Annotated in this window: 25 protein-coding genes; 13 read left to right on the forward strand and 12 right to left on the reverse strand. The window is 40.0% G+C overall.

The genetic code is table 11. From position 1 onward, the window contains the following. Positions 1-233 precede the first annotated feature (233 nt). Both SYJ56_RS13960 and SYJ56_RS13965 read left to right on the forward strand, forming a co-directional pair. Positions 234-449, forward strand: coding sequence for a hypothetical protein (locus tag SYJ56_RS13960; protein WP_323835074.1), 216 nt, complete (start codon positions 234-236; stop codon positions 447-449). A gap of 138 nt (positions 450-587) precedes the next feature. Continuing rightward, entirely contained in the window at positions 588-1148 is a 561-nt protein-coding gene (locus SYJ56_RS13965) for an isochorismatase family protein (protein ID WP_323835076.1), read from the forward strand. A 144-nt stretch (positions 1149-1292) separates the two neighbouring features. On the opposite strand, the gene pgi is transcribed toward SYJ56_RS13965, so the two are convergent. After that, on the reverse strand, positions 1293-2936 hold the full coding sequence (pgi, locus tag SYJ56_RS13970) for a glucose-6-phosphate isomerase (protein WP_323835078.1): 1644 nt from the start codon (positions 2934-2936) through the stop codon (positions 1293-1295). A 170-nt stretch (positions 2937-3106) separates the two neighbouring features. Here pgi and SYJ56_RS13975 point away from each other — a divergent pair, with 170 nt between their 5' ends. The 3 genes from SYJ56_RS13975 to SYJ56_RS13985 all read left to right on the forward strand — a co-directional run bounded on the left by SYJ56_RS13975 (position 3107) and on the right by SYJ56_RS13985 (position 5540). Beyond that, positions 3107-3898, forward strand: a complete 792-nt coding sequence (locus tag SYJ56_RS13975) for an alpha/beta hydrolase (RefSeq protein ID WP_323835079.1) — start codon at positions 3107-3109, stop codon at positions 3896-3898. Between the two features lie 133 nt (positions 3899-4031). After that, entirely contained in the window at positions 4032-4703 is a 672-nt protein-coding gene (locus SYJ56_RS13980; protein WP_323835081.1) for an energy transducer TonB, read from the forward strand. 63 nt (positions 4704-4766) lie between these two features. Further along, positions 4767-5540: a TonB family protein gene (locus SYJ56_RS13985; RefSeq protein ID WP_323835083.1), complete on the forward strand. Its 774-nt coding sequence runs from the start codon at positions 4767-4769 to the stop codon at positions 5538-5540. 425 nt (positions 5541-5965) lie between these two features. On the opposite strand, the gene acnA is transcribed toward SYJ56_RS13985, so the two are convergent. Beyond that, positions 5966-8743, reverse strand: coding sequence for an aconitate hydratase AcnA (gene acnA, locus SYJ56_RS13990; RefSeq protein WP_323835085.1), 2778 nt, complete (start codon positions 8741-8743; stop codon positions 5966-5968). A gap of 153 nt (positions 8744-8896) precedes the next feature. Between acnA and SYJ56_RS13995 the strand changes: the two genes are divergently transcribed. After that, on the forward strand, positions 8897-9955 hold the full coding sequence (locus tag SYJ56_RS13995; protein WP_323835087.1) for an endonuclease/exonuclease/phosphatase family protein: 1059 nt from the start codon (positions 8897-8899) through the stop codon (positions 9953-9955). 6 nt (positions 9956-9961) lie between these two features. Here SYJ56_RS13995 and SYJ56_RS14000 read toward each other — a convergent pair whose 3' ends face one another. From SYJ56_RS14000 to SYJ56_RS14015, 4 genes are read right to left on the reverse strand one after another with little or no spacing between them, the layout of a single operon-like run. Continuing rightward, complete coding sequence (locus tag SYJ56_RS14000) at positions 9962-10939, reverse strand: MlaD family protein (protein ID WP_323835089.1); 978 nt, start codon at positions 10937-10939, stop codon at positions 9962-9964. Then, positions 10936-11688, reverse strand: a complete 753-nt coding sequence (locus SYJ56_RS14005) for an ABC transporter ATP-binding protein (RefSeq protein ID WP_323835090.1) — start codon at positions 11686-11688, stop codon at positions 10936-10938. Before SYJ56_RS14005 ends, SYJ56_RS14000 begins: the two co-directional genes overlap by 4 nt. Positions 11689-11690: 2 nt before the next feature. Next, the gene (locus tag SYJ56_RS14010) at positions 11691-12488 is read right to left on the reverse strand and encodes an MlaE family ABC transporter permease (protein WP_323835091.1); all 798 of its coding nucleotides are present in this window, start codon (positions 12486-12488) and stop codon (positions 11691-11693) included. Between the two features lie 60 nt (positions 12489-12548). After that, complete coding sequence (locus SYJ56_RS14015) at positions 12549-12920, reverse strand: response regulator (protein ID WP_323835092.1); 372 nt, start codon at positions 12918-12920, stop codon at positions 12549-12551. A 466-nt stretch (positions 12921-13386) separates the two neighbouring features. Here SYJ56_RS14015 and SYJ56_RS14020 point away from each other — a divergent pair, with 466 nt between their 5' ends. Beyond that, positions 13387-14766 carry a TIGR00341 family protein gene (locus SYJ56_RS14020; protein WP_323835094.1) on the forward strand — a complete coding sequence of 460 codons (1380 nt, stop codon included), beginning with the start codon at positions 13387-13389 and terminating at the stop codon, positions 14764-14766. Positions 14767-14845: 79 nt separating this feature from the next. On the opposite strand, the gene SYJ56_RS14025 is transcribed toward SYJ56_RS14020, so the two are convergent. The 3 genes from SYJ56_RS14025 to SYJ56_RS14035 form a co-directional block, all read right to left on the reverse strand. Then, positions 14846-15559 carry a porin family protein gene (locus SYJ56_RS14025; protein ID WP_323835096.1) on the reverse strand — a complete coding sequence of 238 codons (714 nt, stop codon included), beginning with the start codon at positions 15557-15559 and terminating at the stop codon, positions 14846-14848. 424 nt (positions 15560-15983) lie between these two features. After that, the gene (locus tag SYJ56_RS14030) at positions 15984-16196 is read right to left on the reverse strand and encodes a helix-turn-helix domain-containing protein (RefSeq protein WP_323835097.1); all 213 of its coding nucleotides are present in this window, start codon (positions 16194-16196) and stop codon (positions 15984-15986) included. After that, entirely contained in the window at positions 16193-16756 is a 564-nt protein-coding gene (locus SYJ56_RS14035; RefSeq protein WP_323835098.1) for a hypothetical protein, read from the reverse strand. Before SYJ56_RS14035 ends, SYJ56_RS14030 begins: the two co-directional genes overlap by 4 nt. Positions 16757-17259: 503 nt before the next feature. On the opposite strand from SYJ56_RS14035, the gene SYJ56_RS14040 reads away from it, so the two are divergent. Beyond that, on the forward strand, positions 17260-17715 hold the full coding sequence (locus tag SYJ56_RS14040) for a YciI family protein (protein ID WP_323835100.1): 456 nt from the start codon (positions 17260-17262) through the stop codon (positions 17713-17715). An 84-nt stretch (positions 17716-17799) separates the two neighbouring features. Here SYJ56_RS14040 and SYJ56_RS14045 read toward each other — a convergent pair whose 3' ends face one another. Next, positions 17800-18714, reverse strand: coding sequence for a glutaminase (locus tag SYJ56_RS14045; protein WP_323835101.1), 915 nt, complete (start codon positions 18712-18714; stop codon positions 17800-17802). A 294-nt stretch (positions 18715-19008) separates the two neighbouring features. Here SYJ56_RS14045 and SYJ56_RS14050 point away from each other — a divergent pair, with 294 nt between their 5' ends. From SYJ56_RS14050 to SYJ56_RS14065, 4 genes are all read left to right on the forward strand, one after another. Then, a complete protein-coding gene (locus SYJ56_RS14050; protein ID WP_323835102.1) occupies positions 19009-19356 on the forward strand; it encodes a PadR family transcriptional regulator in 348 nt (115 codons plus the stop codon). A gap of 19 nt (positions 19357-19375) precedes the next feature. Further along, a complete protein-coding gene (locus tag SYJ56_RS14055; RefSeq protein WP_323835103.1) occupies positions 19376-19735 on the forward strand; it encodes a hypothetical protein in 360 nt (119 codons plus the stop codon). Positions 19736-19972: 237 nt separating this feature from the next. After that, positions 19973-20134 carry a hypothetical protein gene (locus SYJ56_RS14060; RefSeq protein ID WP_323835104.1) on the forward strand — a complete coding sequence of 54 codons (162 nt, stop codon included), beginning with the start codon at positions 19973-19975 and terminating at the stop codon, positions 20132-20134. Further along, a complete protein-coding gene (locus SYJ56_RS14065) occupies positions 20131-20829 on the forward strand; it encodes a hypothetical protein (protein ID WP_323835105.1) in 699 nt (232 codons plus the stop codon). The genes SYJ56_RS14060 and SYJ56_RS14065 overlap by 4 nt, the downstream gene beginning before the upstream one ends. Before the next feature lie 27 nt (positions 20830-20856). Here SYJ56_RS14065 and SYJ56_RS14070 read toward each other — a convergent pair whose 3' ends face one another. Then, a complete protein-coding gene (locus tag SYJ56_RS14070) occupies positions 20857-22329 on the reverse strand; it encodes a hypothetical protein (RefSeq protein WP_323835106.1) in 1473 nt (490 codons plus the stop codon). Positions 22330-22474: 145 nt separating this feature from the next. Further along, entirely contained in the window at positions 22475-24625 is a 2151-nt protein-coding gene (locus tag SYJ56_RS14075; RefSeq protein ID WP_323835108.1) for a GH92 family glycosyl hydrolase, read from the reverse strand. Positions 24626-24869: 244 nt separating this feature from the next. Between SYJ56_RS14075 and typA the strand changes: the two genes are divergently transcribed. Beyond that, positions 24870-26675 (forward strand): translational GTPase TypA, encoded by a 1806-nt coding sequence (gene typA / locus SYJ56_RS14080; protein ID WP_323835110.1) that lies wholly within the window; start codon positions 24870-24872, stop codon positions 26673-26675. Positions 26676-26679: the final 4 nt, after the last annotated feature.

The raw sequence follows: 26679 nt of genomic DNA on the forward strand, positions 1-26679 counted from the left end.
TCGGAGCTGCCAAAGCCGATACGAATTAGGCCTGTCCTGCATACTTCATATTTTACCTGCTGGAACGACCATGCTTTTGGACTATATTCACCTAGGTATCGTGTGCGCATACTTTTGTAAATTCCCACCAATATTCTTGCTGGGGTTAACTAGCAAAGTAAACTGCTAACTTAGGAAACGACTCACTGCCAAATCGTTAACAAAAAATCCCGACTCCTTTCAGAATCGGGATTTTGCTTTTATTACAACTGCCCTGGACTGTGCCTGCCTGCCTGCCTGCCTGCCTGCCGACCACAGGTGGGCCTGACCGTAGATACGTCTCCACAGATCAGAAATATGATTGTGAGAACAAGTGGTCTGGGAGGATACTTACCCCTGTCTTTGAACTTGATGCTTCTGAAAAAAATGAAAGAGGTCTTGATCAGATTGACAGCAACTTTATTTATTGAAATGATATCTTTGATACGATCATAAATCCCTCTTACGACATTTCAATTAGTTAGTATTGTAATATTTCGAAACCAAGAATCAGAAAACTGGGATAGGTCATTTTTAGCTAAGTCTCTAGCGAATATTAAAAAGAAGTCATGAAAAACAGAAAAGCACTATTAGTTATTGACATGCAGAAAGGATCATTCACTTCAAATTCCCCTAGATTTGATACAGAAGGGGTTGTACGACGAATAAATGAACTTGCAGAATTGTTCCGAAAAATGGAAAATCCTGTAATTTATATTCAGCACGACGGAACGGGCAGTGGAAATTTTGAAAAAAATTCAGAGGATTGGGAAAATTTAGATGATCTTATAGTTGAACCCACTGATGTTAGAATTGATAAATATGTGAACGATGTTTTTTACAAATCTAAACTGCATTCAAAATTGATTCAGCTGAATGTAAACGAGTTATTTATTACGGGCTGCGCAACTGATTTTTGCGTAGAATCAACAATTCAATCAGCATTGACGAAGGAATATCAAATTACAGTTGTGGAAGATGGACATACAACTGGGGAAAGACCATCTCTAAAAGCAAAACAGGTTATTGACCATTACAATTGGGTTTGGAAAAATATGGTACCAATAAATGGACAAATTAAGGTTGAGAAAACTGAGCATATAATGACAAACTTCCGATACACCATGTAATTCTATAAAAGGAGCGCATACCGAAGTCGCTAGTAACTAAAATCCCGATTCCTTTCAGAATCGGGATTTTAGTTTTAGCAAGCTTTACTTAAATTTAACAGCCCCGGTCTGTGTCTCCACAGACCGGAACTTCGAAGTTTTTACTTACCTCATTTTCTTATAGGCATTGATCAAGCCATTCGTAGATCCATCGTGAGCAGTGATTTCTTCATCCCCGTGAAGTTCAGGAAGAATACCATTGGCAAGGACTTTACCTAACTCCACTCCCCACTGATCAAAGCTGAAAATATCCCAGATCACGCCCTGCACGAAGATTTTGTGCTCGTACATCGCGATCAATGCTCCAAGAGTATAAGGATTAATTTCTTTTACCAAAATAGAATTCGTAGGTCGATTACCTTCAAAAACCCGGTGCGGAGCTATTTTTTCAATTTGCTCATCTGACTTACCAGCTGCCTTCATTTCTGCTTTCACATCCTTCAGAGATTTTCCTTTCATCAAGGCTTCTGTCTGCGCGAAGAAGTTGGACAGCAATTTCTGGTGATGATCGCCGATAGGATTATGAGACACCGCCGGAGCGATAAAATCACAAGGAATCAAATGCGTCCCTTGATGGATCAATTGATAGAAAGCATGCTGCCCGTTGGTTCCTGGTTCTCCCCAGATAATTGGGCCTGTGGTATAATTCACTTTTTCTCCTGAGCGACTTACGTATTTGCCATTGCTTTCCATGTTTCCCTGCTGGAAGTATGCTGCAAAACGATGCATGTACTGATCGTAAGGTAAAATAGCTTCCGAACTCGCACCAAGGAAATTGGTGTTCCAGATACCAATCATCGCTAAGACAACCGGGATATTTCGGTCAAACTGAGAATGACGGAAATGATTATCCATCGCATGGGCACCGGCAAGCAGTTTCTCGAAATTATCGAATCCTATCGTACAAGCTATCGGCAGACCGATCGCGGACCACAGCGAATATCTACCTCCCACCCAGTCCCAGAACTCAAACATGTTATTAGTGTCAATTCCAAATTCCGATACGGATTTTGCATTGGTAGATAAGGCTACAAAATGCTTGGCAACAGCAGTGTCTATTTTCGCATGTTCCAAAAACCAGTCCCGCGCAGTATGCGCATTGGTCATGGTTTCCTGGGTTGTAAAAGTCTTTGATGCGATAAAGAAAAGGGTCGTCTCCGGATCTACCTTCTTCAGCGTTTCGGCGATGTGAGTTCCATCCACATTAGACACAAAGAAACATTCAATGTCAGGATTCTGATAAGGCTTCAATGCTTCGGTCACCATCACTGGGCCAAGGTCAGATCCACCTATACCAATATTGACCAGCGATTTAATAGGTTTCCCAGTATAACCAAGCCACTGCTTTTTTTGGATTTTATCTGCAAAAGATTTCATCTTTTTTAAAACAGCCATGATATCCTCTGTGATATTGTGCCCATCAAGAAAAGCTGCCTTATCAGCAGGATTCCTCAGTGCCGTATGCAATACAGCTCTCCCTTCCGTTACATTGATAGGCTTTCCTGTAAACATATCTTCAATAGCCACATGGAGTTTACACTCCCTCGCCAGATCAAAAAGTGCGTCTAGAATATCTGGGTTCAACCTGTTTTTAGAAAAATCAACCAAGATATCTTCCATGGTAATACTCAGTCTATCAAAGCGCTCCCGCTCATCGAATTGAGAAAGGATGGTCATATCTTTATGATCTTCAGCAAGTTTCTGTAATCTTGCCCAGGCTGGGGTGGTCGTAGGATTAATTGCGTTCATTGGTTTGTTTTAATAGGAATGAGCCACAAAAATAAGGTTTATCTTGAGGGATAAAAGGGTTTTATACTAAAGCAAAGAATAGCTAAATGGCAATACGAATATCTACTGGAAAGCTTGGGGTAGTTCAATAAAAGTTTTCCAAAAGTCAAATGTTAATTTCAATTCAATCTATGAAAATATTATTCAGCTTTTTCATCCTTTTGATTGTTGCCTATCCGTTGCCCGGCCAGCAGATTCTTCATCAAAGGTTCAAAAGTGATATCCTCAAAAATGATCGGGACGTATGGATTTGTCTACCTGCAAACTTTAATCCAGACAAAGAATATCCCATTCTCTATATGATGGATGGGCAAAATCTACTATACGATTCTCTGGCTTATGCTGGCACTTGGCAGATTTCTTCCAAGCTTCAGGAATTGAGCCGTGAAGAATTAGACCTTATCATCGTCGCTGTAGCCAATGCTGGAAGTGGGAGAGGCAGAAGTAAAGAATACAGTTGGTTCGAAAGCAAAGGAAATCCATCAGGCAAGGGCGAAGACTTCCTGAGATTTATGTGTGAAGAACTTATCCCTGAACTCGAAGTCAACTACAAGATTATATCCGAAAAGCGAGGAATTATAGGAAGCAGCCTCGGTGGATTGATTTCAATACAGGCAATGATCGAGTATCCAAACATATTTCAATTGGGAGGAGTATTCTCAGCTTCCTTTTGGTTTAATCCTGAATCCATGGAAGAAAGCTATTTAAGCAGAATTCAAGATAATCAAAGAATCTATCTAGTCATCGGGGAAAGTGAGGGCGGAGACATCCCTATGGCTAATGATCAGCGAAAAGCTAGCGCTACACTCAGCAGATATCTGCCAAAAGATAACATTCATGCAGAGGTCGTCCCGGATGGGGAGCATAAAGAATGGTTTTGGGCAAGGGAGTTTGTACCTGCTATAAAGTTTTTGTATAATTAAACTCAACTATTAGTCCACTATAATGAATAGCACGATTGTATTTAAATTTTTAATAGTTCTGATTCTTTCAAGTGGATTTGTTAACCATCAATCCCTAGCTCAAGAAAGAGTAATCATAAAATTAGACGGAGGTATGAAGCCAGTTCTCAATGAGAACTTTGGAACACATAAATACAATCAAATTCTAACTACCGGTAAAGACAGCTCATCCATTTCCAAAATATACGATCTCAAAAATCGGTTAATTAGGCAGACCAAAGAGAAATACAACGAGGAATTGGGTTACAATGAGGCTATTATCTCCCGGTATGATACACTCCAGAACCTAATTTCCAGTGAACTTAAAAATGTGGACAATGGGAGCTTCGTAAGGGTGTTCTTGGATAAAGAAACCGTAGTTTCTCGGTTACAGTTTACTAAAGGAGATAGTAATGGAGAATACTTTAAATTCTATATGGGAGATTCAGAAACACCAATTGCTACAGGTTCGACCAATCCAATGGATCCTTCCCCTTCTTTTGAACAAGATGAATTTTTCAAATTTCTTTCTCAAATACTGGAGTATCCAAATCAGGCGCGTGCTGAAAGGGAAACAGGAACAGCAATAGTGGCGATTGAGGTAAATAAAAATGGAGAAGTAATAGATTATCAATGTGTCAATAAGGACTTGATTCATCCTTCCTTTGCCAAAGAAGCAATTCGAGTAATTAAAAAATTCGACCCCAAATTTAATCCAGCTTATGGTATTTTTGGCGAGCCAGTAGCAGGTACATTTAAAATTCCCATTAGGTTTAAATTAAGCTAGCTGGAATAACATCTTCTAAGTCAAATAATAGTTCAGAATTTCAATCATCTTAAATAGTTTCAAGTGAAATTAAAATCAATTATTCTTTTTATCATTTTCAACACCGTTTTAAGCTTAAGTCTTCTTGCGCAGGGAAGGGAAATAACAAAGCTTGACAAATATTACCGAACATTGACTGAAGGACAGGATTCATTGCATGTCTATAATAGAATCTCTACTATTGGAAAGGATAGTAGCACAATCGAGAAGATCTATGACCTTCAAAACCGAATGCTCCAAAGTTCAAAAGTCAGCTTCAATAAAGAAGTAGGCTATAATGAACTTGTAGAAGAGCGATTTGACACTACTAAAAACAGGAAGAGTATCAAGTACTTCAATTTGGATAATGGCAAATTTTTCAGCTATTACTTTAAGAATGGTGAACAAGCGTCTTCCTTGGAATTTGATGGAGAAAAGACCTACAAACTTTTAGGAAAAGACATGAAAGAACCATTAATAACAGAATACGATCCACTTACATTAACCCCCAAATTCACTGTAGCAGATCGCAATGATTATTATTTACAAAATCTAAAATATCCCTCCCAAGCAAGGATGAGAGGAGAGCAGGGAGTTGTAAAATTACTTCACCAAATAGATGTAAATGGAAATGTAAAGAGTCGTGAAATTCTTGATCCAGAGCAAACATCATCAATTCTTCATGATGAAGCAATAAGATTATCAAAACTTTTTGACCCGCAATTTTATCCACTCTATGACGTCTATGGTGATCCCAAAGAAGGGGTATTTGTAATGCCTACCGTATTTAGATTATCCAGGAGCAGGACAGTTTTTTGATTAAAAAACCCGCCATTTCTGACGGGTTTTGTTTAGTTAGGGCATGCTGAAAAACGCCAGTAATAGCTCAAAAGCTATCATTTTGAATGATTAACCCATTTTTCATACGAACGGTTTTTCAGCAAGTGCAAGCTTATTGATGACAATAGGTCTTTATCCATGCATCAGAAAATCTCAAAATCGTGATTTTCAAGCTAGCCTCAGCCATACCATCTTCTACGTTGGCCTCATTCGAGGTATAAGCATACATCTTCACTCGGCCGCCTTGAACCTGGCATACCTGAGACTTTTTCAGCAAGCCCTAGTTAAAGGCCAAATTAAAAGCCGATAGACAATGAGATTGCTTCGTACCTCGCAATGACGTAACCACAGCTCAACTCTAGCGGCACCCTGCATCGGTCACCCCACATCGGACATCCAACACTTTAATCCTTCAAGAAATCCCTTAGCACATAATTCAATATCCCTCCATGCTTATAATAAGCGATCTCTACCTCAGAATCAAGTCTTGAAAGTACTTCGATTTTCTTCTCTTGAGAATCTGAGGTTACGATTACTTCGAATTTCTGCGATGGTCTCAATCCCATCTCAATTCCTACAATGCTGAATTCCTCTTTTCCAGTTAAGCCCAAACTCTCGGCTGTTTCTCCAGGTAAAAATTGCAGTGGAAGTACGCCCATCCCCACCAAGTTGCTTCGGTGAATACGCTCGTAACTTTCTGCAATCACTGCTTTGATACCCAATAAATTGGTGCCTTTTGCCGCCCAGTCACGGGAAGATCCCGATCCGTATTCTTTGCCTGCCAAAACTACTAACGGCACATTTGCAGCTTGATATTTCTCAGAAGCTTCAAATACGCTCATTTCCTCATTGCCTGGAATGTAAGTCGTAAACCCTCCCTCTTGGGTGCTGAGTTGATTTTTGATCCGAACGTTGGCGAAGGTTCCCCGTACCATTACCTCATCATTTCCTCTTCTGGAGCCATAGGAGTTGAAGTTAGGTCTTTCTACACCTCTGCCATTTAAGTATTTACCCGCAGGGGAATCCGGACGGAAAGATCCGGCCGGAGAAATATGATCTGTGGTAATAGAATCCCCCAATTTCAAGAGAACTCTTGCATTGGTAATGTTTTTTGGTTCTGGCACATCTACAGATATTCCTTTGAAAAATGGTGCTTCCTTGATGTACGTACTGCTATCGTCCCAAGGATAGATCTCTCCTTCACCGGACTGCAACTCTCTCCAGATATCATTCCCTTCAAAGATCTCTCCGTAGCTCTTCTTGTAATCATCCGGAGTAAGGACTTTTCGCGCCACCTCAGCTATTTCTTCATTAGTTGGCCAAATGTCCTTCATGTAAACGGGCTCCAGATTCGGATCGTAACCCACAGGCTCATTATACAAATCCACATCTACACGTCCCACCAGTGCATATACGACCACGAGCATCGGAGACATGAGGTAGTTCATTTTCACCTGTGGATGCACTCTTGCTTCAAAGTTTCTATTTCCTGAAAGTACTGAGGCTACGACCAAGTCATTATCTTCTACTGCCTGTGCAATATGCCTTGGAAGAGGCCCTGAATTCCCAATACATGAAGTACAACCATAGCCTACCGTGTGGAATTTCAAAGCTTCAAGGTCTTCCAACAGATTTGATTTCTCCAAGTAATCAGTTACTACTTTCGATCCCGGTGCCAAAGAAGTCTTTACCCATGGTTTCACATCCAAACCTCTTTCCCGTGCTTTCTTGGCCACCAAACCGGCACCTAGCATCACAGAAGGATTGGAAGTGTTGGTACAGGATGTGATTGCTGCAATAACTATAGATCCATCGTATAGCTCAAATTTATCGTTGTGGAGTGTCACTGAAACTGTCTTCAAACCATCTTTGATTTTGGTTTTGATTTCGGTCTCAGCAGGTGCTTGTGCATCAGACTGATCCTCCGTCTGTCCTCCTCCTTCTTCCAAGAAGCGAGCAACTTCCTCTCTCTTATCAATTGGTATATATTGGCGTCCATGAACGGACTCAAGCAATTCTCCAAATTTCGGCTTGAAATTTCTCACCAAGATCTTATCCTGAGGACGCTTAGGTCCAGAGACGGTAGCTTCTACAGTTCCCAAATCCAATTCTACTACCGAGCTATACTTGATCAAATCTTCATCTTTTCTCCAAAGCATATTGGCCTTGCAATATTCTTCCACCAATCTGATCTGCTCTTCAGATCTATTGGTTTTACCCATGTAATCGAGCGTGCGATCATCTATTGGGAAATAAGTTACTGTACAGCCAAATTCTGGAGACATATTGGAAATCGTAGCTCTATCCGGAACAGATAGGTGATCTAGACCTGGACCAAAGACCTCCACAAACTTCCCTACTACGCTATTTCTTCTCAATAATTCGGTAATCGTAAGCACCATATCGGTAGCGGTCGTTCCTGCTGGAAGTTTACCTGTCAGCTTTAGGCCAACGACTTCGGGCATGATGAAATAAATCGGCTGACCAAGAATAGCAGCCTCCGCTTCTATTCCTCCAACTCCCCAACCTACTACTCCGATCCCATTCACCATAGGGGTATGAGAATCTGTCCCTACTAGCGTATCAGGAAACACCGATCCGTCCCGTTTGATTACGCCTTGAGCTAAATATTCCAGGTTGACTTGGTGGCAAATCCCCATTCCTGGAGGAACCACCGAAAAATTATCAAAAGTCTTCTGTGCCCATTTCAAAAATTTATAGCGCTCAGAGTTTCGCTCGTACTCCACCTCTACATTTCGCTGGTAACTGTAATTCGTACCAAAGTAATCCACTTGCACCGAATGATCAATCACCAAATCCACGGGAATCAAAGGATTGATAGCGCTGGGGTTTTTACCTTTTCTCTTAGCTTCAGATCTTAAGGAAGCAATATCCACTACTGCTGGGACGCCTGTAAAATCCTGCATCAAGACTCGGGCTGGTTTAAAAGGAATATCTTTATCAGAGGGTTGCGGTGACCAATTCAATATAGTTTCCAGATGCTCTTTTGTGATTGCAAAGTCATCGAAATTCCTAAGGGCATTCTCCAATAAAATCCGAATAGAAAATGGTAGATGTTTTACTTTCTGACCATTTGCTTCAAGTTTCTCCAAACTCCAGTAAGTATGATCTCCGTCTGAAGTTTTTAGCGTAGTTTTAATTTGGTATGGGTCTTGGCTCATGATTTATAGAGGCTATGGTTAAAAAAAGGATTCATAGATGTAACTCAAAATCCCTACTTAGGATTCCATCTTCTCAAATAGAGTCCCAAAGTCTTGCCATTATTCGGGCAGATTTATCAACTTTAATTTAACTTAAGAAAATCAAATTATTACATGGGCTACATTCTGCTTAGAATATTTAGTGCATTCTTCTTATTTGCTGCATTTTTCCCATTAGTCAAGCTGGACTATTGGTGGGTTCGGATTTTCGATTACCCTAGACTTCAAAAACTAGTGATCACCCTGGCACTGATTATTTGTTGGACATTAACATTGGACATAGAGTCAAATCTAGAGCCCTATCTCTGGATTTCTGCATTGACAATAACTTCTATTTACCTGATTACCAAAGTATGGCCGTTCACTCCTCTGGGTAAGAAAATGATCGAAACGGTTCCTTATGCTGAGGAAACGGGGATTCATATCCTGGTTGGAAATGTATATCAGTATAACACAAACTATGGCAAAGTCGTGTCTCTGGTCAAATCTATCGATCCGGACTTGGTATTCTTTGTTGAGACGGATAAAGCGTGGGAAAATGGACTTGCTGAAATAGAAAAGGGCTATCCAACACAAATAAAAATCCCAATGGACAACACCTACGGGCTGCTGCTATACACCCGAATGGAAATAATCCGGCAGAAAGTAAATTATCTGGTTGATGATGAAGTCCCCTCCTTAGAAATAGATGTGAAGTTGCGAAATGGGGAAGTAATTACCATTTATGCGATTCACCCCACACCTCCAGTGCCTGGAGAAAATGACAAAAGCACCGAAAGAGATGCAGAAATTTTGCTTGTTGGAAAAAAATCAAAAGAAAACAACAAGCCTTCTTTAGTCATAGGAGATCTAAACGATGTAGCCTGGAGTTACACTACAGAATTGTTTTTAAAAAACTCGGAAATGGCAGATCCCCGACGTGGCAGAGGGCTTTTCAATACCTTCCATGCGAAAGTCCCTCTTTTCCGATGGCCGCTGGATCATATCTTTTTGAGTAAGCACTTCGGCTTAGCTAGCCTCAAAGTCCAAAGGGGGATAGATTCAGACCATTTCCCCATATCTATCAAAGCCGTATTGACACCGACAAACGATACGGACACAATCAAAGCCAACGGGGATGAAAAAGAAGAAGCCCGCGAGAAGATTTCCCGCGGGCTCAATGATGAAGATTAATAGCTATTAGTTGTTTTCTTTTTCTTCAGCCTTTTGCTTACGCTTGAAACCTTTGTTGAACGGCCAAGTATATTCTAGGGCTTCCATACCGCGATTCAAATTATACGTGGCTGAATCTGCATTTTCAAGCGTACTCTTAAGGCTTTGAGCAAACTCAGGATCATTTAAAAGCATTCCCATAGAATTGTCAGTATCGTTGAACTTGTCTGTGATTGTACTTAGCTTTTGAGTCATTTCCTCAGAATTAGCCGCAGCTTCTTTTAGGCTTTCCATGGATTGTTTCAGATCAGCAGCCATAGTGGTATCAGTGACAAGATCATTGAAGAGATTGCCTTTTTGATTCAATTTGGAAGTAAAGCTGTTCAATTCATCAATCATACGATTACTATTGATTGAAGCCTGATTAAGGTTATTCACAATGGCACGGAAGCTTTCTGCAAGGAGTGAATCAGTTAGTGCAGCTCCTACCATCCCTTCGCCTTGAGCAAGTTTGCTTGTAAGGTTTTTTAGGTTTCCTGTGATTTCCACCAGGTTTTCATTATTCACCTGTAAGGTTTCCATCATCTGATCCGTATCCAATGGCATCACAGACTCCAGTCTATCTCCATCTTCTACAGGAGGTGCCAAGGTAGTTCCGCCATAGATCACGATGATCTTGTTGCCAATCAAACCATCGGAGCTAATAGTAGCCTTCGAGTCCTTACGAATGAACTCTACTACTTCTTGCTCCACGTTCATTTCTATTTCTACCTGAGCATCTCCGTAGAAATTGATTTTACGGACGGTCCCGATTTTAACGCCAGAAAACCAGACGTTATTCCCAGTCTGAAGTCCTCCGATATCATCGAATACGGCCTTTAGCTGAATTGACTTTACAAATTTTTTCTGTTGGCCACCAAGTGTCAAGACACCTGCCACCAGAATTGCGATGCCTAGGAAGACGAATATGCCTACTATGACTGTTCTTTTATTTTCCCCTCTCATGAGTTGATGAAATTATAATCGTAAAATGATTTTATGCGTTTATCTTCTGCGTGAGGAAAAACCTCTTCAAAAGTCCCGACAGCGTCGAACTGTCCATCCAGCAACACTGCCATACGATCACCTGTCTCTTTGGCACAGGTCAAATCGTGCGTAATGACGATGGATGAGGTATTGTACTCTTCCCGTACTTGCTTGATCAGCGTGTTGATCTCTCCGCATGTAATCGGATCCAATCCCGCCGTAGGCTCATCATAAAGCATTATTTCAGGCTCCAAAATCAACGTACGCGCCACACCAATTCTTTTCTTTTGACCTCCGGAAAGCTCAGAAGGCATCTGGTCGATAGACTGGGGTAGTCCCACACTATCCAGCAAACCTTCTATTTTCATGGTGATCTCCTTCCTTGTCAGATTCTTAATGTTTCTCACCAAGGGAAATTCCATATTCTCCCGAACAGTCATACTATCGTAAAGTGCTGAGTTTTGGAAAGAAAACCCAATTCTCAAGCGTAATGCATTCAATTCTCTAGTTTTAAGTGTGGAAACTTCTTTGCCCAACACATTCATTGATCCCGAATCTTGCTTCAAGAGGCCAACCATGATCTTAATCAGTACAGACTTTCCAGAACCTGATTTTCCTAGAACAACCAGATTCTCACCTTTGTGCAAATCAAGATCTACCCCTTTTAAAACATCCAAGTCTCCAAAAGACTTCTCCAAACCGCGAATTACTACAACCTTCTCTTCCATGATTAAAATGTTCGGATTAAGTTTACGATTTGAAGAACCAGCAATTCTTCAATAAATATCAAGAACATAGCCATAACCACGGCAGCATTTGCCGCACGGCCTACTCCTTCTGTTCCTTTGGACGAATTGTAACCTTTATAACAGCCTACAATACCAATAGTGAAGCCAAACAACAATGCCTTAAGTACTGAGGAATTAATATCCAGGAAACTGATCGCTCCAAAAACTTCTACAAAGAAGGTGACTAAACTTACATTCTCATTAGCATTCACACTGAGAAATGATCCCATTAATGCTACAAAATCGGTGAACATCACCAGCACAGGCAACATAAATGTAGTCGCTAACACCCTGCTAACTACCAGGAATTTGAAAGGATTGGTAGCAGAAACTTCCATAGCGTCGATCTGCTCAGTTACTTTCATAGAACCTATCTCAGCCCCTATACTAGACCCAACCTTACCTGCTGCAATCAAAGCCGTAACCAAAGGGCCCATGGCACGAACTACTGCAATGGAAATAAGGGAAGGAAGCCAAGAAGTAGCTCCGAAGTTGGCCAGAGAAGGTCTGGATTGATTGGTAAATACAATCCCTACAATAAAGCCAGTCAATGCAATTAATGGCAATGACTCTACACCTATACGGTAGCACTGATGAATAACTTCCCTAAATTCATAAGGTGGAACAAATACCTCTTTGAAGAATCGCTTCACAAAGTTCCAAGCATCCGCCAATCCGATAAAAAACTTATCTATTTTCTTTGAAAGCAGGGGCTTTCTGTCTTCTGCTTTATCAGTCATACATTCTTGTTGATGGCTCGAAATTACTTAAATAATTCAAAAGGATAGTTCTAATATTCTTTAAAGTCCGAGTATTAATCTCAAGTCAGAATCACTTAATGGCTTTTCATAAATCCTGCTGATTCTTTTATCCGAATTTGCCCGCTGAATTTCTTCATTATAGACGGACCCAGACTGCAGAATTATCTTCGAATTTGGACTCACTTTTTCTACCTCATGTACAAAATCCCATCCACTCATTTCAGGCAAATTCAAATCTACTAAAAGTAAATCTACAGTTTCCGATTTAAGATAATCCAATGCTTTACTCGGTGTGTCAAAATAAACAAATTCGATTCCCGAATTAATTTTCAAAAGCCTCTTTTCATATAATATTCCTTGAATTCTATCGTCGTCGAGAAGTAAGATTTTTTTGATATCAATATATTTCATTCTGGGAAATTCAATGGTGTTAGCTTGACTTGAGATTACTAAGATTAAAAAAATCTGAGTTATATGTTAATACCTGCCCAACGCTGTCGCTGCCAATACAGTTCGATACCCATTTGAGATAAACTACCTGCTCGCAAATCCCACTATCAACTAATCCCTAAGCTCATCAGGTCTTATTTCTGTTTCACTACTACTTGTCTTCATTTTTAGCCAAGACTAATCTTTTTAGTCTACCCAAATTAAGCGATGACTAAACCATACTTAATAATCATATATTCAGATAGTTAGTTAATATTTTATAAAGTGAAGCTTCTTAGTTCAGGTTATGGTTTAATAGGTTTTGTAAAAAGGGCAGCAAAGCAACCCTTTTCATCAACAGTAGATTGTTCTGCAAATAAAATAGCAGTATCCTACCACAAAACAGGATTGTATTTTAGTTATTTTGCCAAGATTTATTTTCAGGAAGATGATAGAAGAAGTTAAGCCAAGAAAAAAACGAAGTAATCAATTAATCCGATTTCTGCTTTATATCAGAGATCGTTTTGACTTACATGAGGGCAAAGAAGATGAGCTGGAGACGATAGAATACATCAGGAAAAACGTGGAGTTTAAAGGTGCAAATCTTTGGATTTTGATCTTCGCGATTCTTGTTGCCTCAGTAGGATTGAATGTAAATTCTACTGCAGTCATCATTGGAGCCATGCTCATTTCGCCCCTCATGGGTCCCATTATGGGGATCGGAATGGCAGCAGGAATCAACGATTTTGAGTTGCTCAAACGTTCGCTGAGAAACCTCGGAGTAGCCGTTTTTATAGCAATTTTAACCTCCTCGATTTACTTTACATTTACACCACTGAACGACGCCCAATCCGAGCTGTTAGCACGTACCGAACCGACGATTTGGGATGTGCTGATTGCACTCTTCGGAGGCCTCGCCGGGATCATTGCCGGCTCGCGCAAAGAGAAGAGTAATGCCATTCCAGGTGTGGCAATTGCCACTGCCCTGATGCCTCCACTTTGTACCGCCGGATATGGACTCGCTACCATGAATCTTTACTATTTCTTCGGTGCATTTTACCTCTTTTTCATCAACTCGGTTTTCATATCGCTATCAACTTATTTGATTGTGCGATTTATGAAATACCCCAAAAAGGAATTTCTGGATGAGAAGAAAGAAAAGCGGGTGCAGACCTATATTACCATTTTCACCATACTCACGATTGTGCCAAGTGTGTACCTCGCCTATGGAATTGTAGTGCGGTCAATTTGGGAGGAGCAGGCAAAAACTTTCGTTCAAAATGAATTCGTATATCCAAAAACCCAAGTTCTCAATTCAGAGTATTTTTACCATCAAGCTCCAAAAATGATTCAAATCAACTTAATCGGTGAGTCCCTGCCCGATTCTGAAATAGACAAACTTCAAGAACAGGTGAAAGCCCAAGGTTTTGAAAACACCGAACTGAGGATCAATCAAAGCGGAAGTGGACAGACGGATATGAACTTACTGAGATCCGATATTCTGAAAGACCTCTATGAGCGAAACGAGCGATTGATTCAGAATAAAGATGAGAAAATAGCCTTGCTGGAAAACGAAGTAGCCAACTATGGGCAGGTACGGGTGCTCGGAAATGAAATAGCCATGGAAGCCAAAATCAACCATCCAGGATTACGGAAATTCACACTGAACCGCTCCATGGTCAGTGATCTGGAAAATAAAACCACTGATACATTGCTTGTAGCCTATGCTGAATTTGCCAAAAAACCTACTTCAGAAGAAACAAACAAATTAACAGAATGGCTAAAACTAAGGACCAAATCCGATACTGTAGCCTTAATTCTTCATTAGGCCTCTGATCGGCCATAAAGCTGAATTACAGTACCCAATGCTGCAATTCGGCTTTTTTTTGAAATCAAGTTAAGCCCTCTTACTTTGTAGATGACCTCTTCCAGTTACCCGTATTGATACCATACCCCACAAAGGCGCCAAAATAACTACCTCTTGTGACTTGTGTGACCGTTCCTATCTGAGTTTGATCGGAGATCAATGGGTTGGTATATCGGTTCATGTCCGTTAGTCCTTGCTGATATCTTAGTCCCACTACAATGTAGTTATCCTTCTTAGTCATGAATTTAGTACCTACATCCACCCTGAAGGCCAGTGCTACTTTATTGGATTGCTCTAGCAATGATGAGCCTGAGGGAGAATTGAACTCATTCTCTGCACCAAGAGAACTGCTGGTAGAAAGTACCAAACCAGGCTGCACGAAGAATTGCTGATTCTTTATTTTGAAATTGTACCTAGCACCTAATGAAAATGACGGGATCACCCTAGGTATCTGCGCTGGAGGATAAAACACACCAAAATCAGTGTTAGAAGTATTAATCCCATTTCGAAGAGCATTAGGATAAAAACCAACTTCCGAATACAGTTGCCAATCCCTAGAAATGGGAAACAAGACACTTAAGCCAGCATTTGGGGCCATTCTGGATTGCGTAGGCATATTTCCGCCATCTACAGAATTTGTGGCTTTTGAGAAGGCACTTGCTGCCCCAGCTGTGATTTCTATGGCAACACTTTCCTGAGCCCTCAGTGCAGTTGACATCAAAAGAAATAGAGAGAATAATAGAAGATTTTTCATAATGAAAGAAGTTAGGTAGAACCAGAAGAAGTAATAGCTTAAAAATACCTAAGGCATTCATTTGAGATTAATTACCTATCTAAAATTTTCTTAATCAGTTAGTTAAAAAATCTTATACGCTTATTCGCTTTAACACTAATAGCCCGTAGTACCGCCAATAGCCTTGGCTATTCATGATATCGTATCCCAGATTCTCCAAATTCTCTATACTTTTATTAGTCAAATGAAAACCTTGCGATACTATGAAAAAGCCAAATTGCAGCTTTAGATGCTGAAATTCGGCTTTTTCTTTTTTTGAGATCTAATTAAGTACTACTTCTTTTTAGATGATCTCCAACAAAAACTCCCGAACGATTATTGTAAGACGCCGATAAATAAGCGTATTACAAATTACATCATAGGTAGAAAATTAGAAACATTCATTTTATAAATCTTGAGGAACGTGTTCTAACAGATCTCCAGGTTGACATTCCAATATTTCACATATGCTATTTAATGTGTTGAATCGAATACCTTTCACTTTACCAGTTTTTAGTAAAGAAAGGTTAGTCTCAGATAAGCCAATAATCTCCGCTAGTTCTTTTAGCTTCATTTTACGCTTGACCAGCATTACGTCTAAGTTCACCACTATACTCATACAATAGAATCCTTATCCTCTTGTAGGAGTTGTCCTTCTTTAAAAATTTCACTGAGGCCTAGACTTACCAGGGATAAAGCTATCCAAACTACCGGAAATCCTACTTCCAAGCCAATACCTCTTTGTCCCTCATCAATGAAATTAAAGATTCCTATTATGAAGATGGCAAAGGTATATTTAGCTATTTGTCTGAAATGCAACTTATTTTGATTATAGAAAGTCTTATAATCTTTTACCGATTTCCAAATTTTGATCCCTTCATGTTGAATTAATATAAGAAAAATCAAAAGAGCAGAAAAGTGCAAGAGCATCCAGGCTTTTATTAATCCACTAACCTCAGAAAGAGAGATACTATTTGAGGCCCTTTCGCATTCAGAACAATAATCAAAGTTAAAACTTAACGTATTACCGTCATTCAGAATTTGAAAATCAGAATAAAATTCCGGGGAAATAATTGAATGGACTATTGCAAAAACAAATGCTGTCAATAGAACTATAAAAAACCAAAAAGAGAATTTGCTAATTGCCAGTGTGGCTTGAATTATTTTATTTCTTTTCATAAGTATCAAATTTTATTTAATTCAAACATAAAAAAATTTATGTAAAACATAATATTTTTTTCGTAAAAATTTTAAATCCAACTTATGAAATGCAAATAATATTACAGTGCATAAGACTTAATGCCGTACAACTATTCGAACTTGTGCCTGGTGAGAAGGTACTTGCTACACCAGCGGTGATTTCTATTGCGACATTCTCCTGAGCCCTCAGCGCAGTTGACATCTAGAGAAATAGAGAGAATAATAGAAGGTTTTTCATATTGAAAAGAATTAGGTAGAACCAGAAAGAACTAATAGCCCAAAAATACCTAAGGCATTCATTTGAAAATTAAATTCCAATCTAAAATTCTCTTAATCAGCTAGTTAAAAAATCTTATGAGCATATTCGCTTTAATACCACTAGGCCTTATTTATCAAAATGGTCTTAGCTAATCATGAAATCTTATCCCAGTTTCTCCAAATTCTATATACTTTTAGTAGTCAAATAATAATTCCACGATACTATGAAAAAGCTGTTTTTCCTGTTAATACTCACGTTATCCGCTCCCTCTTATTCTTTTGCCCAAAATGAAACCTATGACGAAACTATGGCCAAAGAAGTCGGTGCGGATGATTATGGAATGAGAAAATACGTTATTGCTTTCCTGTACCGGGGAGAGCGTGTAAGTGAATACACAGATCAGCAACGGTCAGATATCCAAGCTGGACATATGGCTAATATCAATCAATTGGTTGAAGAAGGGCAACTAGTCATGGCAGGACCTTTCTTCGGAAATGAGGAATTGCGCGGACTGTTCATTTTTGCAGTAGAAAGTCTGGAAGAAGCGGAAAAGCTCACGGCAACTGATCCAGCTGTAAAGGCTGGCGTGCTGAGAATGGAGCTGAAAGAATGGTATGGCTCCGCTGCCTTGATGCTGATGGCGGATATGCACTCAAAAATCGCTAAAATTAACATCTAGCCCAATCTCACCATCGTTCTGACTATAGATTACCATCCTTCGGTTTAAAGTATGCAGCAATCACTTGTATGAGGGCTATCAATTTTAAAATAAGGAGAATGCCAATTTATCTGTCAAAAGCTCTAAGGCTCTAATCGCCTTGACAGAATTCCCTTTCTCATTTAACTCAGGACTCCAAACAGCAATACTAAACTTATGTGGCATCACGGCGGCCACTCCTCCTCCTACCCCACTTTTACCGGGCAGTCCAACTCTATAAGCGAATTCTCCTGCTTCATCATAAAACCCACAGGTCAACATCAGCGCATTAATGCGTCGCGCGTGACTTTCTGATAAAATCTCCCGATTGGCAAAAATCGAAAACCCGTCATTAGCTAGAAAGGAGAAGGACTTAGCTAGATCTACACAATTCATTTCTATAGCGCATTGCGAAAAATAAACATCAAGCACCTCATCGATGGGATTATTGAAATTTTTGTATGATTTAAGAAAATAGGCCAATGCTGTATTTCTCTCTCCATTATTCTTCTCCGAATTCTTAACATCAGGATTTATTTTCACACAATTCTCACCTGAAAGCTCATTGATAAACTCTGAAATCTGATTGATCGGATTTTCAAATTTGCTACATAGTGCATCAGTGATCACTAAGGCTCCAGCATTGATAAAAGGATTTCTAGGAATTCCTTTTTCGTATTCTAATTGCGCGATAGAGTTAAAAGGATCACCACTAGGTTCAACATTCACCCGGGACCAAAGTTTTGAATTGAATGATTGGAAAACCATCGTAAGTGTATGGACCTTGCTGATACTTTGAATAGAAAATGGAACCTTGTGATCCCCTACCCCAAACACATTCCCTTTGAGATCCACCAAGGCTATCCCAAATTGATCTGGGTTTACTGAGGCTATTTCTGGAATATAGTCGGCGACTTTCCCTTTAAGATTTTCCTCCTGTACCTCTTGGTACACTTCTTCAATAAGTTGCTGGTAGTCCATCGTAGAAAATTGCGGAAATTTGGCAGGGATTAAAAGCTTTTTCTAAGAATTAATGAATAGACACAGTAATGTTTGAAGGTTAACCTTGATTCATATGCATGAAGGCGGGAGACCGAAGACGGAAGCGCACTTCGGTCTCCCGTCTTCGGTCTTCCAACGTAGTTGTCAACAGTAATAGCAGAAAACAGTCAGCTTTCATTTTTTTTTCATGGTAGAAATAAAACTACATACCTAAAATACTTATGCATATATTTTTTTTATATATTTGGCTAAGCTAGGTAATGTAGCACGATCATGTCGAACAATAATCTAATTAAAGGCTCGCTTCAAACCATCATTCTCAAACTTCTGGAAGAGAATGAAAAAATGTATGGTTATGAGATTACCCAGCGGGTAAAGGAACTGACCGCCGGTGAAATCAAAATCACGGAAGGCGCCCTCTACCCTGCCTTGCACAAGCTGGAAGCGGAGGGATTGCTCAGTACCGAGATTCAGCAAGTGGACAACCGTGTTCGCAAGTACTACAGCCTAACTCAAACCGGCCAAAAAGAAGTAACCAGCAAAATGTCTGAGTTGCAAGGCTTCGTGGAGAACTTACAGCGGATCTTGACTCCAGACCTTAAACCGGGATTTAACATCTGATTTTTTAATTGCAACAGCTATGAGAAAACTTACAGAACAGGAATTTGATCAGGTAAAAAAAACCATCGCAGCCAAGAATTTGACGTCGGCGGAAATCTTAGTGGAAATTTATGATCACTATGTAAGTCATCTGGAGGGTTTTGAGGAAGCTGATTTTGAAAAGGAATTGTTTGAGTTGGAGCAGAAGTTCACCTATAGCTATTGCCATTCGCTTCAGACAAAATTCATCAAAGCTTCAAAAAAAGAAGTCGGAAAAATGCACTGGAAAGTGATCCAAAGAAATTTACACTTACCCAGAATCATATATATTCTTGCGTGTATATCCGTTTGTTCACATTTACTTCTTTATAAATTCAAGCTTACGGATCGCAAAAATTAAACAGTCGATTAACCAAAGAAACACTCTTCAATCAGCATTGTTCTATCCTCTCTCTGAAAGAATGTATTTACCGTTAATGATTATTTATTCTATAGTTTGCTTGTGCGATATGATATTTGACATCCAAGATTTCTCCAACCAAGCTCCCCAAATAGCCTCAACATTCTCTATTCTCCTTTTAATTTATGTGATTTCACTATTGGAGGTTTGGAAGATCAAATCTAAAACTGCACTGATATGAGACAGCTTTCAGAACAGGAACTTGAATGGATTCATACACGACTTAAAAGTATTCATATCCAATACACGGAATTGTATGAGGAAGTTTTTGACCACCATCACAGTGCGCTTGAGGAATGCACAGAATCGAACTCTAAAACCAAACTCCATTCAAGTTGAAACTCTCCCCTTCCCAAATCTCCACCCTGAAAAAACTAATTTCCTACAAAGGCTATCCGGAGATTGATCTGCAATACGAGATCCTGGATCATGTGGCGTGTAAAGTGGAAGTGCTTTTAGAGGAGAATCCGGGTATGACGCTTGACGATGCTTTTCGCAAAGTCCATAGTGAATTTGGGATTTTTGGGTTTTCTGATTTGGCAGAATCTTATACCAAAAGCATAGAGAGACGCTATCGCCGTTTTTTCTGGGAAGAAATAAAATCGCTTTTTACAAGCCATAGAATAATTTACCCAACAGCTATGGCATTTGTTCTTTATTGGCTGAGTGTGTACACAAGACCTTTCGGATATGAACTGAGCTTGCCTGTTTGGGCTGTGATATTCTTTTTTGTAGGCTTAGTATATATTGTTTTCAACTATCATAGAGTTGACAAAAGCCTCAAAAATTATGTGGCTTTTAAGAGCACTAACAATTTTATGGTAATCCTGAATCTATTTATGCAAGTCAATTTTTATGGATTAAAATATTTAGAAAACCCAAACTATACTTTTGAATTCACTTTTAAAGGCATCATGATGGGTTTAGGGCTAGCCCTTATTGCAATGTCTTTCTTTTCAATCTTTCTCCTCCCTAGCGTACTCAAGAGATCCATCGAAGAAACTAGAAAGCTGCAAGCGATTTATGAGGGGTAATTCAAAACGCTTCCAAACCCAAGGTTTTTAGTTATACCTCGACTTAGACTTTGTTGTTAGATTCTGAGCGAATTTTTTCCATTGGTAATCAAAAACTTTTAAAGGCAATTTATACCCCAATTCCATCATAAAACCATTGATGTTCCCTACACTTTCAATGTGTACCTGAGTGCCATCAATGAGGTAATCAGCCTTGATCTTTACAAAATCAGGAGAGCCGAAATTCCTGGAAATCTTAAAGGTGAGAAAACTGGAATTAAATACAGAAGCTTCCACAAACAGCCCCGCATTAAAAACAAATCTGCTGTGAGTCAATTCGCGGTCAGAATAGGCATTGCCAGCGTAATAATACCTATGATTGACTGTGCCGTTACTTCCAGAAAAGCTTGAAGTAAACCATGAATTACTTTGGTTCTTCAAAGCGAAGAAAGTACTAAAACTTGGCCCGAATCTTATGGTCTGGGAATCATTGATGGGAATATGGTATTTCAAAGTAATCGGCACCACAGACATGTCATACTTCTCCCAATTCATGATCAAGGCATTTACTCCGTCAAAATCAATCTGATAATTGGCATTGTAGCTGAAATTACCATAACCGGATTCTATCGAAAACCGTCCATAATTATATCCTACGACTGCCTGAAAATTACCACTGGTGTTGGAGTAAATAAAATCATAGGAAAGTGGATTTTCTCTTCTTCTTAGTCCTCCATACAGCATAAAATACAATCCATCTTCCATAGCAAGATTATGTTTCAGTAGTTTTTGCTCACTGAAATATTGCCTAGAAGACCAATTGCTTGAATTCCTAATATTTTGGCCCAAAATCCCATAACCTAAAAACAATCCGATATAAGAACCTCTGCTTTTAGCAGAAAGTACATGTTCTATTTTTTCGGAATATCGAACAGGGGCATTCATTTCGTCCATGAGGATCAAACCTTGTTGATACCGTAAGCCCCCAAAGAAATAATTACCTCTTCGGTTGTAGATTTTTAATCCACTTTCGAATCTCAGCCCAAGACCTAAATTAGAATGTGATCTAACCCCTAACGTTATCCCTTTCCATGCTTCGGTACTCTCATAGATATTTATAGTCCTAGGACTTTTCATAACACTAAGACTTGGCTGTATATAAATATTACCCCAGCTTTTTCTCGCCCCTATTGCCAACAAGGGAATGCCTTCTGTAGAATATCCAGTAATCTGAATTGAGTCAATGGAGGAGGAGACTGCATAAGTCCCAAGCTCTCTTTTAAAAAATTCAGCTTGAGCACTTATTTGCCAATCATTTTTCAAACCCCAAAGGAATGTGGTACCGAAATGATATCTTAATTCATTGCTGGGTTTCACCAAATCATTATTGGGAATAATTTTATGAGTAAGGAAGGACTGGGACGGACCAGCATATAATTCCCATGCGAACTTGTCCTGAGAAAAAACTGGAGACTTACAGAGAAGAAAAAGCCATATCAAAAGGCAAAAAGAATTTTTCATATTCTTCAATAAATAAAAACCACTTATATTAAACATAAATATTAGTCAAACCAGTATAGTTTGACCAATGTTTTTTCACGTTTCGCGGTCTTTGTCACAGACAATTTATATCTCCCTAAGAGGACACATTCCAAGGTTGCTTATCTTAATCCGTCACCACTTCTATTTTCCCGCCTCTTCTGAACAAGTCATGGTCCACATAATATCCGTTTATTGCTTCTCCATTGACTTTGATCTCCTGTAGATTTCTCCCCCTATTTGGATTCACAATTACCAGGTCGTTACCATTATCCACTTTCCAAGTCACCTCATCAAAAAGCGGTACCGTCACCAGATAGTCAGCATCAGCCGGAGACATGGGATACAAACCCACAGCCGCAGCCACAAACCAAGAGGACATCTCACCTGCATCGTCCATTCCCGAAAGCGCTAAGCCTTCCGGGCCAATCCCGTAGAGTTCGGTCATAATTTTATCCAGAATCACCTGTGATTTCTCGGGTTTTCCTACATAATAATATGCAAATGGCGCTTCGTGATCAGGTTGATTACCCTGACAATACTGCCCAATGAACGTGGAAATATTTCTGGCAATATGGTTTGGATTCCATGGCTTAGTGAAAAACTCATCCAGTTTTGCCTCGAACTTATCATCTCCCCCATATAACTTTACCAATCCCGGCATGTCGTGCGGAGCATAGAAGGAAACTTGCCAAGCATTGGCCTCGCGATACATGTACTCGTAATAGGGATATTCCGGATCAAAAGGGGTGATCCAATCGCCGTTTGCCAATCTACCCCGCATAAAGTTGACTGATGGATCAAAGACATTCTTATAGTTCTGTGAACGCCTCATCAAATCCTCATAGTTCTCCTGATCGTCCAACGTATCTGCCAAAATGGCCAAGGAATAATCATCATAAGCATATTCCAAGGTTTTGGACACCCCAGCCTGTGCTTTCGTCTCCACATGGGGATTGGCTACATCAGGATCAGAGATAAAACCCTTTTCTATATATTCATCCACTAAAGCCCTTGGACCCTCGCTATTATATGCATTATTCAAAAGATAGGTATAGGCCTTTCTGACATCGAAATTGCGAATCCCCCTTTTATAAGAACCAGCAATAAAAGGTGCTCCATGATCCCCATGAAAAAATGTCGGTACAAAACCGGTGTTCTCAGCTCTACTGATCAAGGAAGAAATCACATCCCCAGTCACCTCAGGAGATAGAATACTCAACAGCACCAGTTTGTTTCTATAGGTATCCCAAAGTGATGGAATGGTGTAATACTTGAAGTCCTGACGCTGGGTATTGCCTGTCTCATCTGTAAACTCCCCATTCACATCACTTCGCAAGGCCGGCCAAAGGAAAGTCCGATATAATGACGTGTAAAACATCTCCTTATCCCGATGAGAATTGCTTTTCACGGAAATCTTTGAAAGCAACGTATTCCATTCTAAGACGGCAGCCATCTGAACTTCTTCAAAAGTCGCATCGATAGATTCCCTTTCCAGGTTCTCTTTTGCATTGGTGATACTCACATAGGACAGGCCGATTTTCATAATGACAGCTCCGGCATTGTCATCGGAAAGCAATAGAATTGCATAGCCATCTTTCTCACCCTTTTTCTCAAGTGTGAGTTCCGATACCTCATGATTGAGTGTTGCATAGAAATGGACTTTATCCCTTCCCACTCGCTGAAACCCACTTACACTTTTCCCATCCACCATTTCAATCTCCCAATCGGAGACATCATTATTTGCTTTACCCAAGCCAAATAGTATTCTTCGACCTTTTGGATTATCAAATTTATATTCGTGGATTCCTGTCCGTAGCGTCGAAGTCAATTTCACTGCAACTTTATAACCCTCCAAATACACATCATAATAACCGGGGGAAGCATTTTCCTTTGCATGGGAGAAAGAAGATTGGAAAGGAGCTGTGGCATCTGTAGAAATCGGCAACACAGGTAGATTGCACAGATTCCAGTGGCCTTTATTTGTATGGGCAAAACCCAGAATAGCTGTATCCTCATATTCGTAGCCAGCCCCTGAGCCCCATTTGGTAATTGGACTTAGTTGCACCATCGCATTCGGTAAGGCACTACCAGGAAAAGTCAACCCCGCCCATACACGCCAATCTTGCGGAGGAGTATAGCCAATAATGGCTGGATCAGTGAGAGGAGCTGTCCCAATAAGTGGATTCACCAGATCTGAAGGTTTCTCCTGAGAAAAGGAAAAGTGAAAAGTGAAAACGAATAAAAGGAGACAAAAGAATTTCAGGATCAATTTCATATCTTCTAAGGCTTGATATTTTAAATAGTTACTATTCAGATAATTATGAAATAGCAAAATGTAACTGCACTGCTAACCAAACGCTTCCCATGTTCAAATGGAATTATGATTAAAGGATAGCATTCTTTGAGCCTGAAAAATCACACTTTCAGTATTAACATCCTATAATTCAGGCAAACTTCACAAAGTCATAACCTTACTCCAAAATTTTATTTGTACTTTTGCGCCTTCAATCAGGCAAACCATGCAGAATATTCGGAATATCGCGATTATCGCACACGTTGACCACGGCAAGACTACACTCGTGGACAAAATCATTCACGCTTCTCAAATTTTCAGAGAGAACCAGCAATTTCAGGATTTAATTCTTGACAATAACGACCTGGAACGTGAAAGAGGAATTACCATTCTTTCAAAGAACGTATCCGTTCGCTATAAAGACGCTAAAATCAACATTATCGATACCCCTGGTCACGCCGATTTCGGTGGTGAAGTAGAGCGCGTACTGAAGATGGCTGATGGCGTAATCCTTTTGGTGGATGCTTTCGAAGGCCCTATGCCTCAGACCCGATTTGTATTGGGCAAAGCATTGGATCTTGGATTGACTCCTATCGTAGTAGTAAACAAAGTAGATAAGGAAAACTGTCGTCCTGACGAAGTGCATGAGTCAGTATTCGATTTGATGTTCAATTTGGACGCTACCGAAGAGCAACTGGAATTCCAGACGCTTTACGGATCAGCTAAGCAAAACTGGATGGGTCCTGATTGGAAAAACCCTACAGATACTATCTTCCCTCTTTTGGATGCTATTTTGGAACATATCCCAGCTCCAAAAATCGAGGAAGGTACACTTCAGATGCAAATCACCTCACTGGATTATTCCAGCTTCGTAGGTAGAATTGCTATCGGTCGTGTAAAAAGAGGCACAATTAAAGAAAATCAGCAAATCGCCTTGATGAAAGGCGATGGCACGATCAAAAAAATGAAGGTAAAAGAACTTCATTCGTTTGAAGGGCTAGGAAAACTAAGAGTAACTGAAGTAGCTGCAGGTGATATCTGTGCAGTGACAGGTATAGAAGATTTTGAAATCGGTGATACGATTGCTGATGCTGAGAATCCAGAGGTTCTTGCTAGAATCTCTATCGATGAGCCTACGATGAATATGCTCTTCACTATCAACAACTCTCCTTTCTTCGGAAGAGAAGGCAAATTTGTGACTTCCCGTCACTTGAGAGACCGTTTGATGAAAGAGACTGAGAAAAACTTGGCACTTCGTGTAGAATCAACTGATTCTGAAGACAAATTCCTGGTTTACGGTCGTGGTATTCTTCACTTGTCTATTTTGATCGAAACGATGAGAAGAGAAGGTTATGAACTTCAGGTAGGTCAGCCGCAGGTGATCTTCAAAGAAATCGACGGTGTGAAATGTGAGCCTATCGAAACCTTGTTTGTAGATGTTCCTCAGGAAACTGCCGGTAAGGTGATCGAACTAGCAACCCAGCGTAAAGGTGAATTGCTTGTAATGGAGCCAAAAGGTGATCTTCAGCACTTGGAATTCAACATTCCTTCCAGAGGATTGATCGGTTTGAGAAATAACATGCTTACCGCTACTCAGGGTGAAGCAATCATGAACCACAGATTTACTTCTTATGAGCCGTTCAAAGGCGTAATGCCAGGTCGTACTAACGGTTCATTGATCTCTATGGATGGCGGGCAGTGTACTGCTTACGCTATTGATAAACTTCAGGACAGAGGCACATTCTTCGTAGATCCAGGAGACGAGCTTTACACCGGTCAGGTGATTGGCGAAAACTCCCGTGACAATGATATCGTGGTAAACGTGCAGAAAGGCAAGAAATTGACCAACATGCGTGCTTCAGGTTCTGATGACAACGTGAGAATCGTACCAGCTAAGAAGTTCTCTCTTGAGGAGTCTATGGAATACATCCAAAAAGATGAATACCTAGAGATCACTCCTAAGTCTATCCGAATGAGAAAAATCTTTTTGGATGAGGGCGAAAGAACAAGAAACGCAAAGAAAGACTCTTAATAAA

The sequence above is a fragment of the Algoriphagus aurantiacus genome, from assembly GCF_035156405.1.
GTDB classification, from domain to species: Bacteria; Bacteroidota; Bacteroidia; order Cytophagales; family Cyclobacteriaceae; genus Algoriphagus; species Algoriphagus aurantiacus.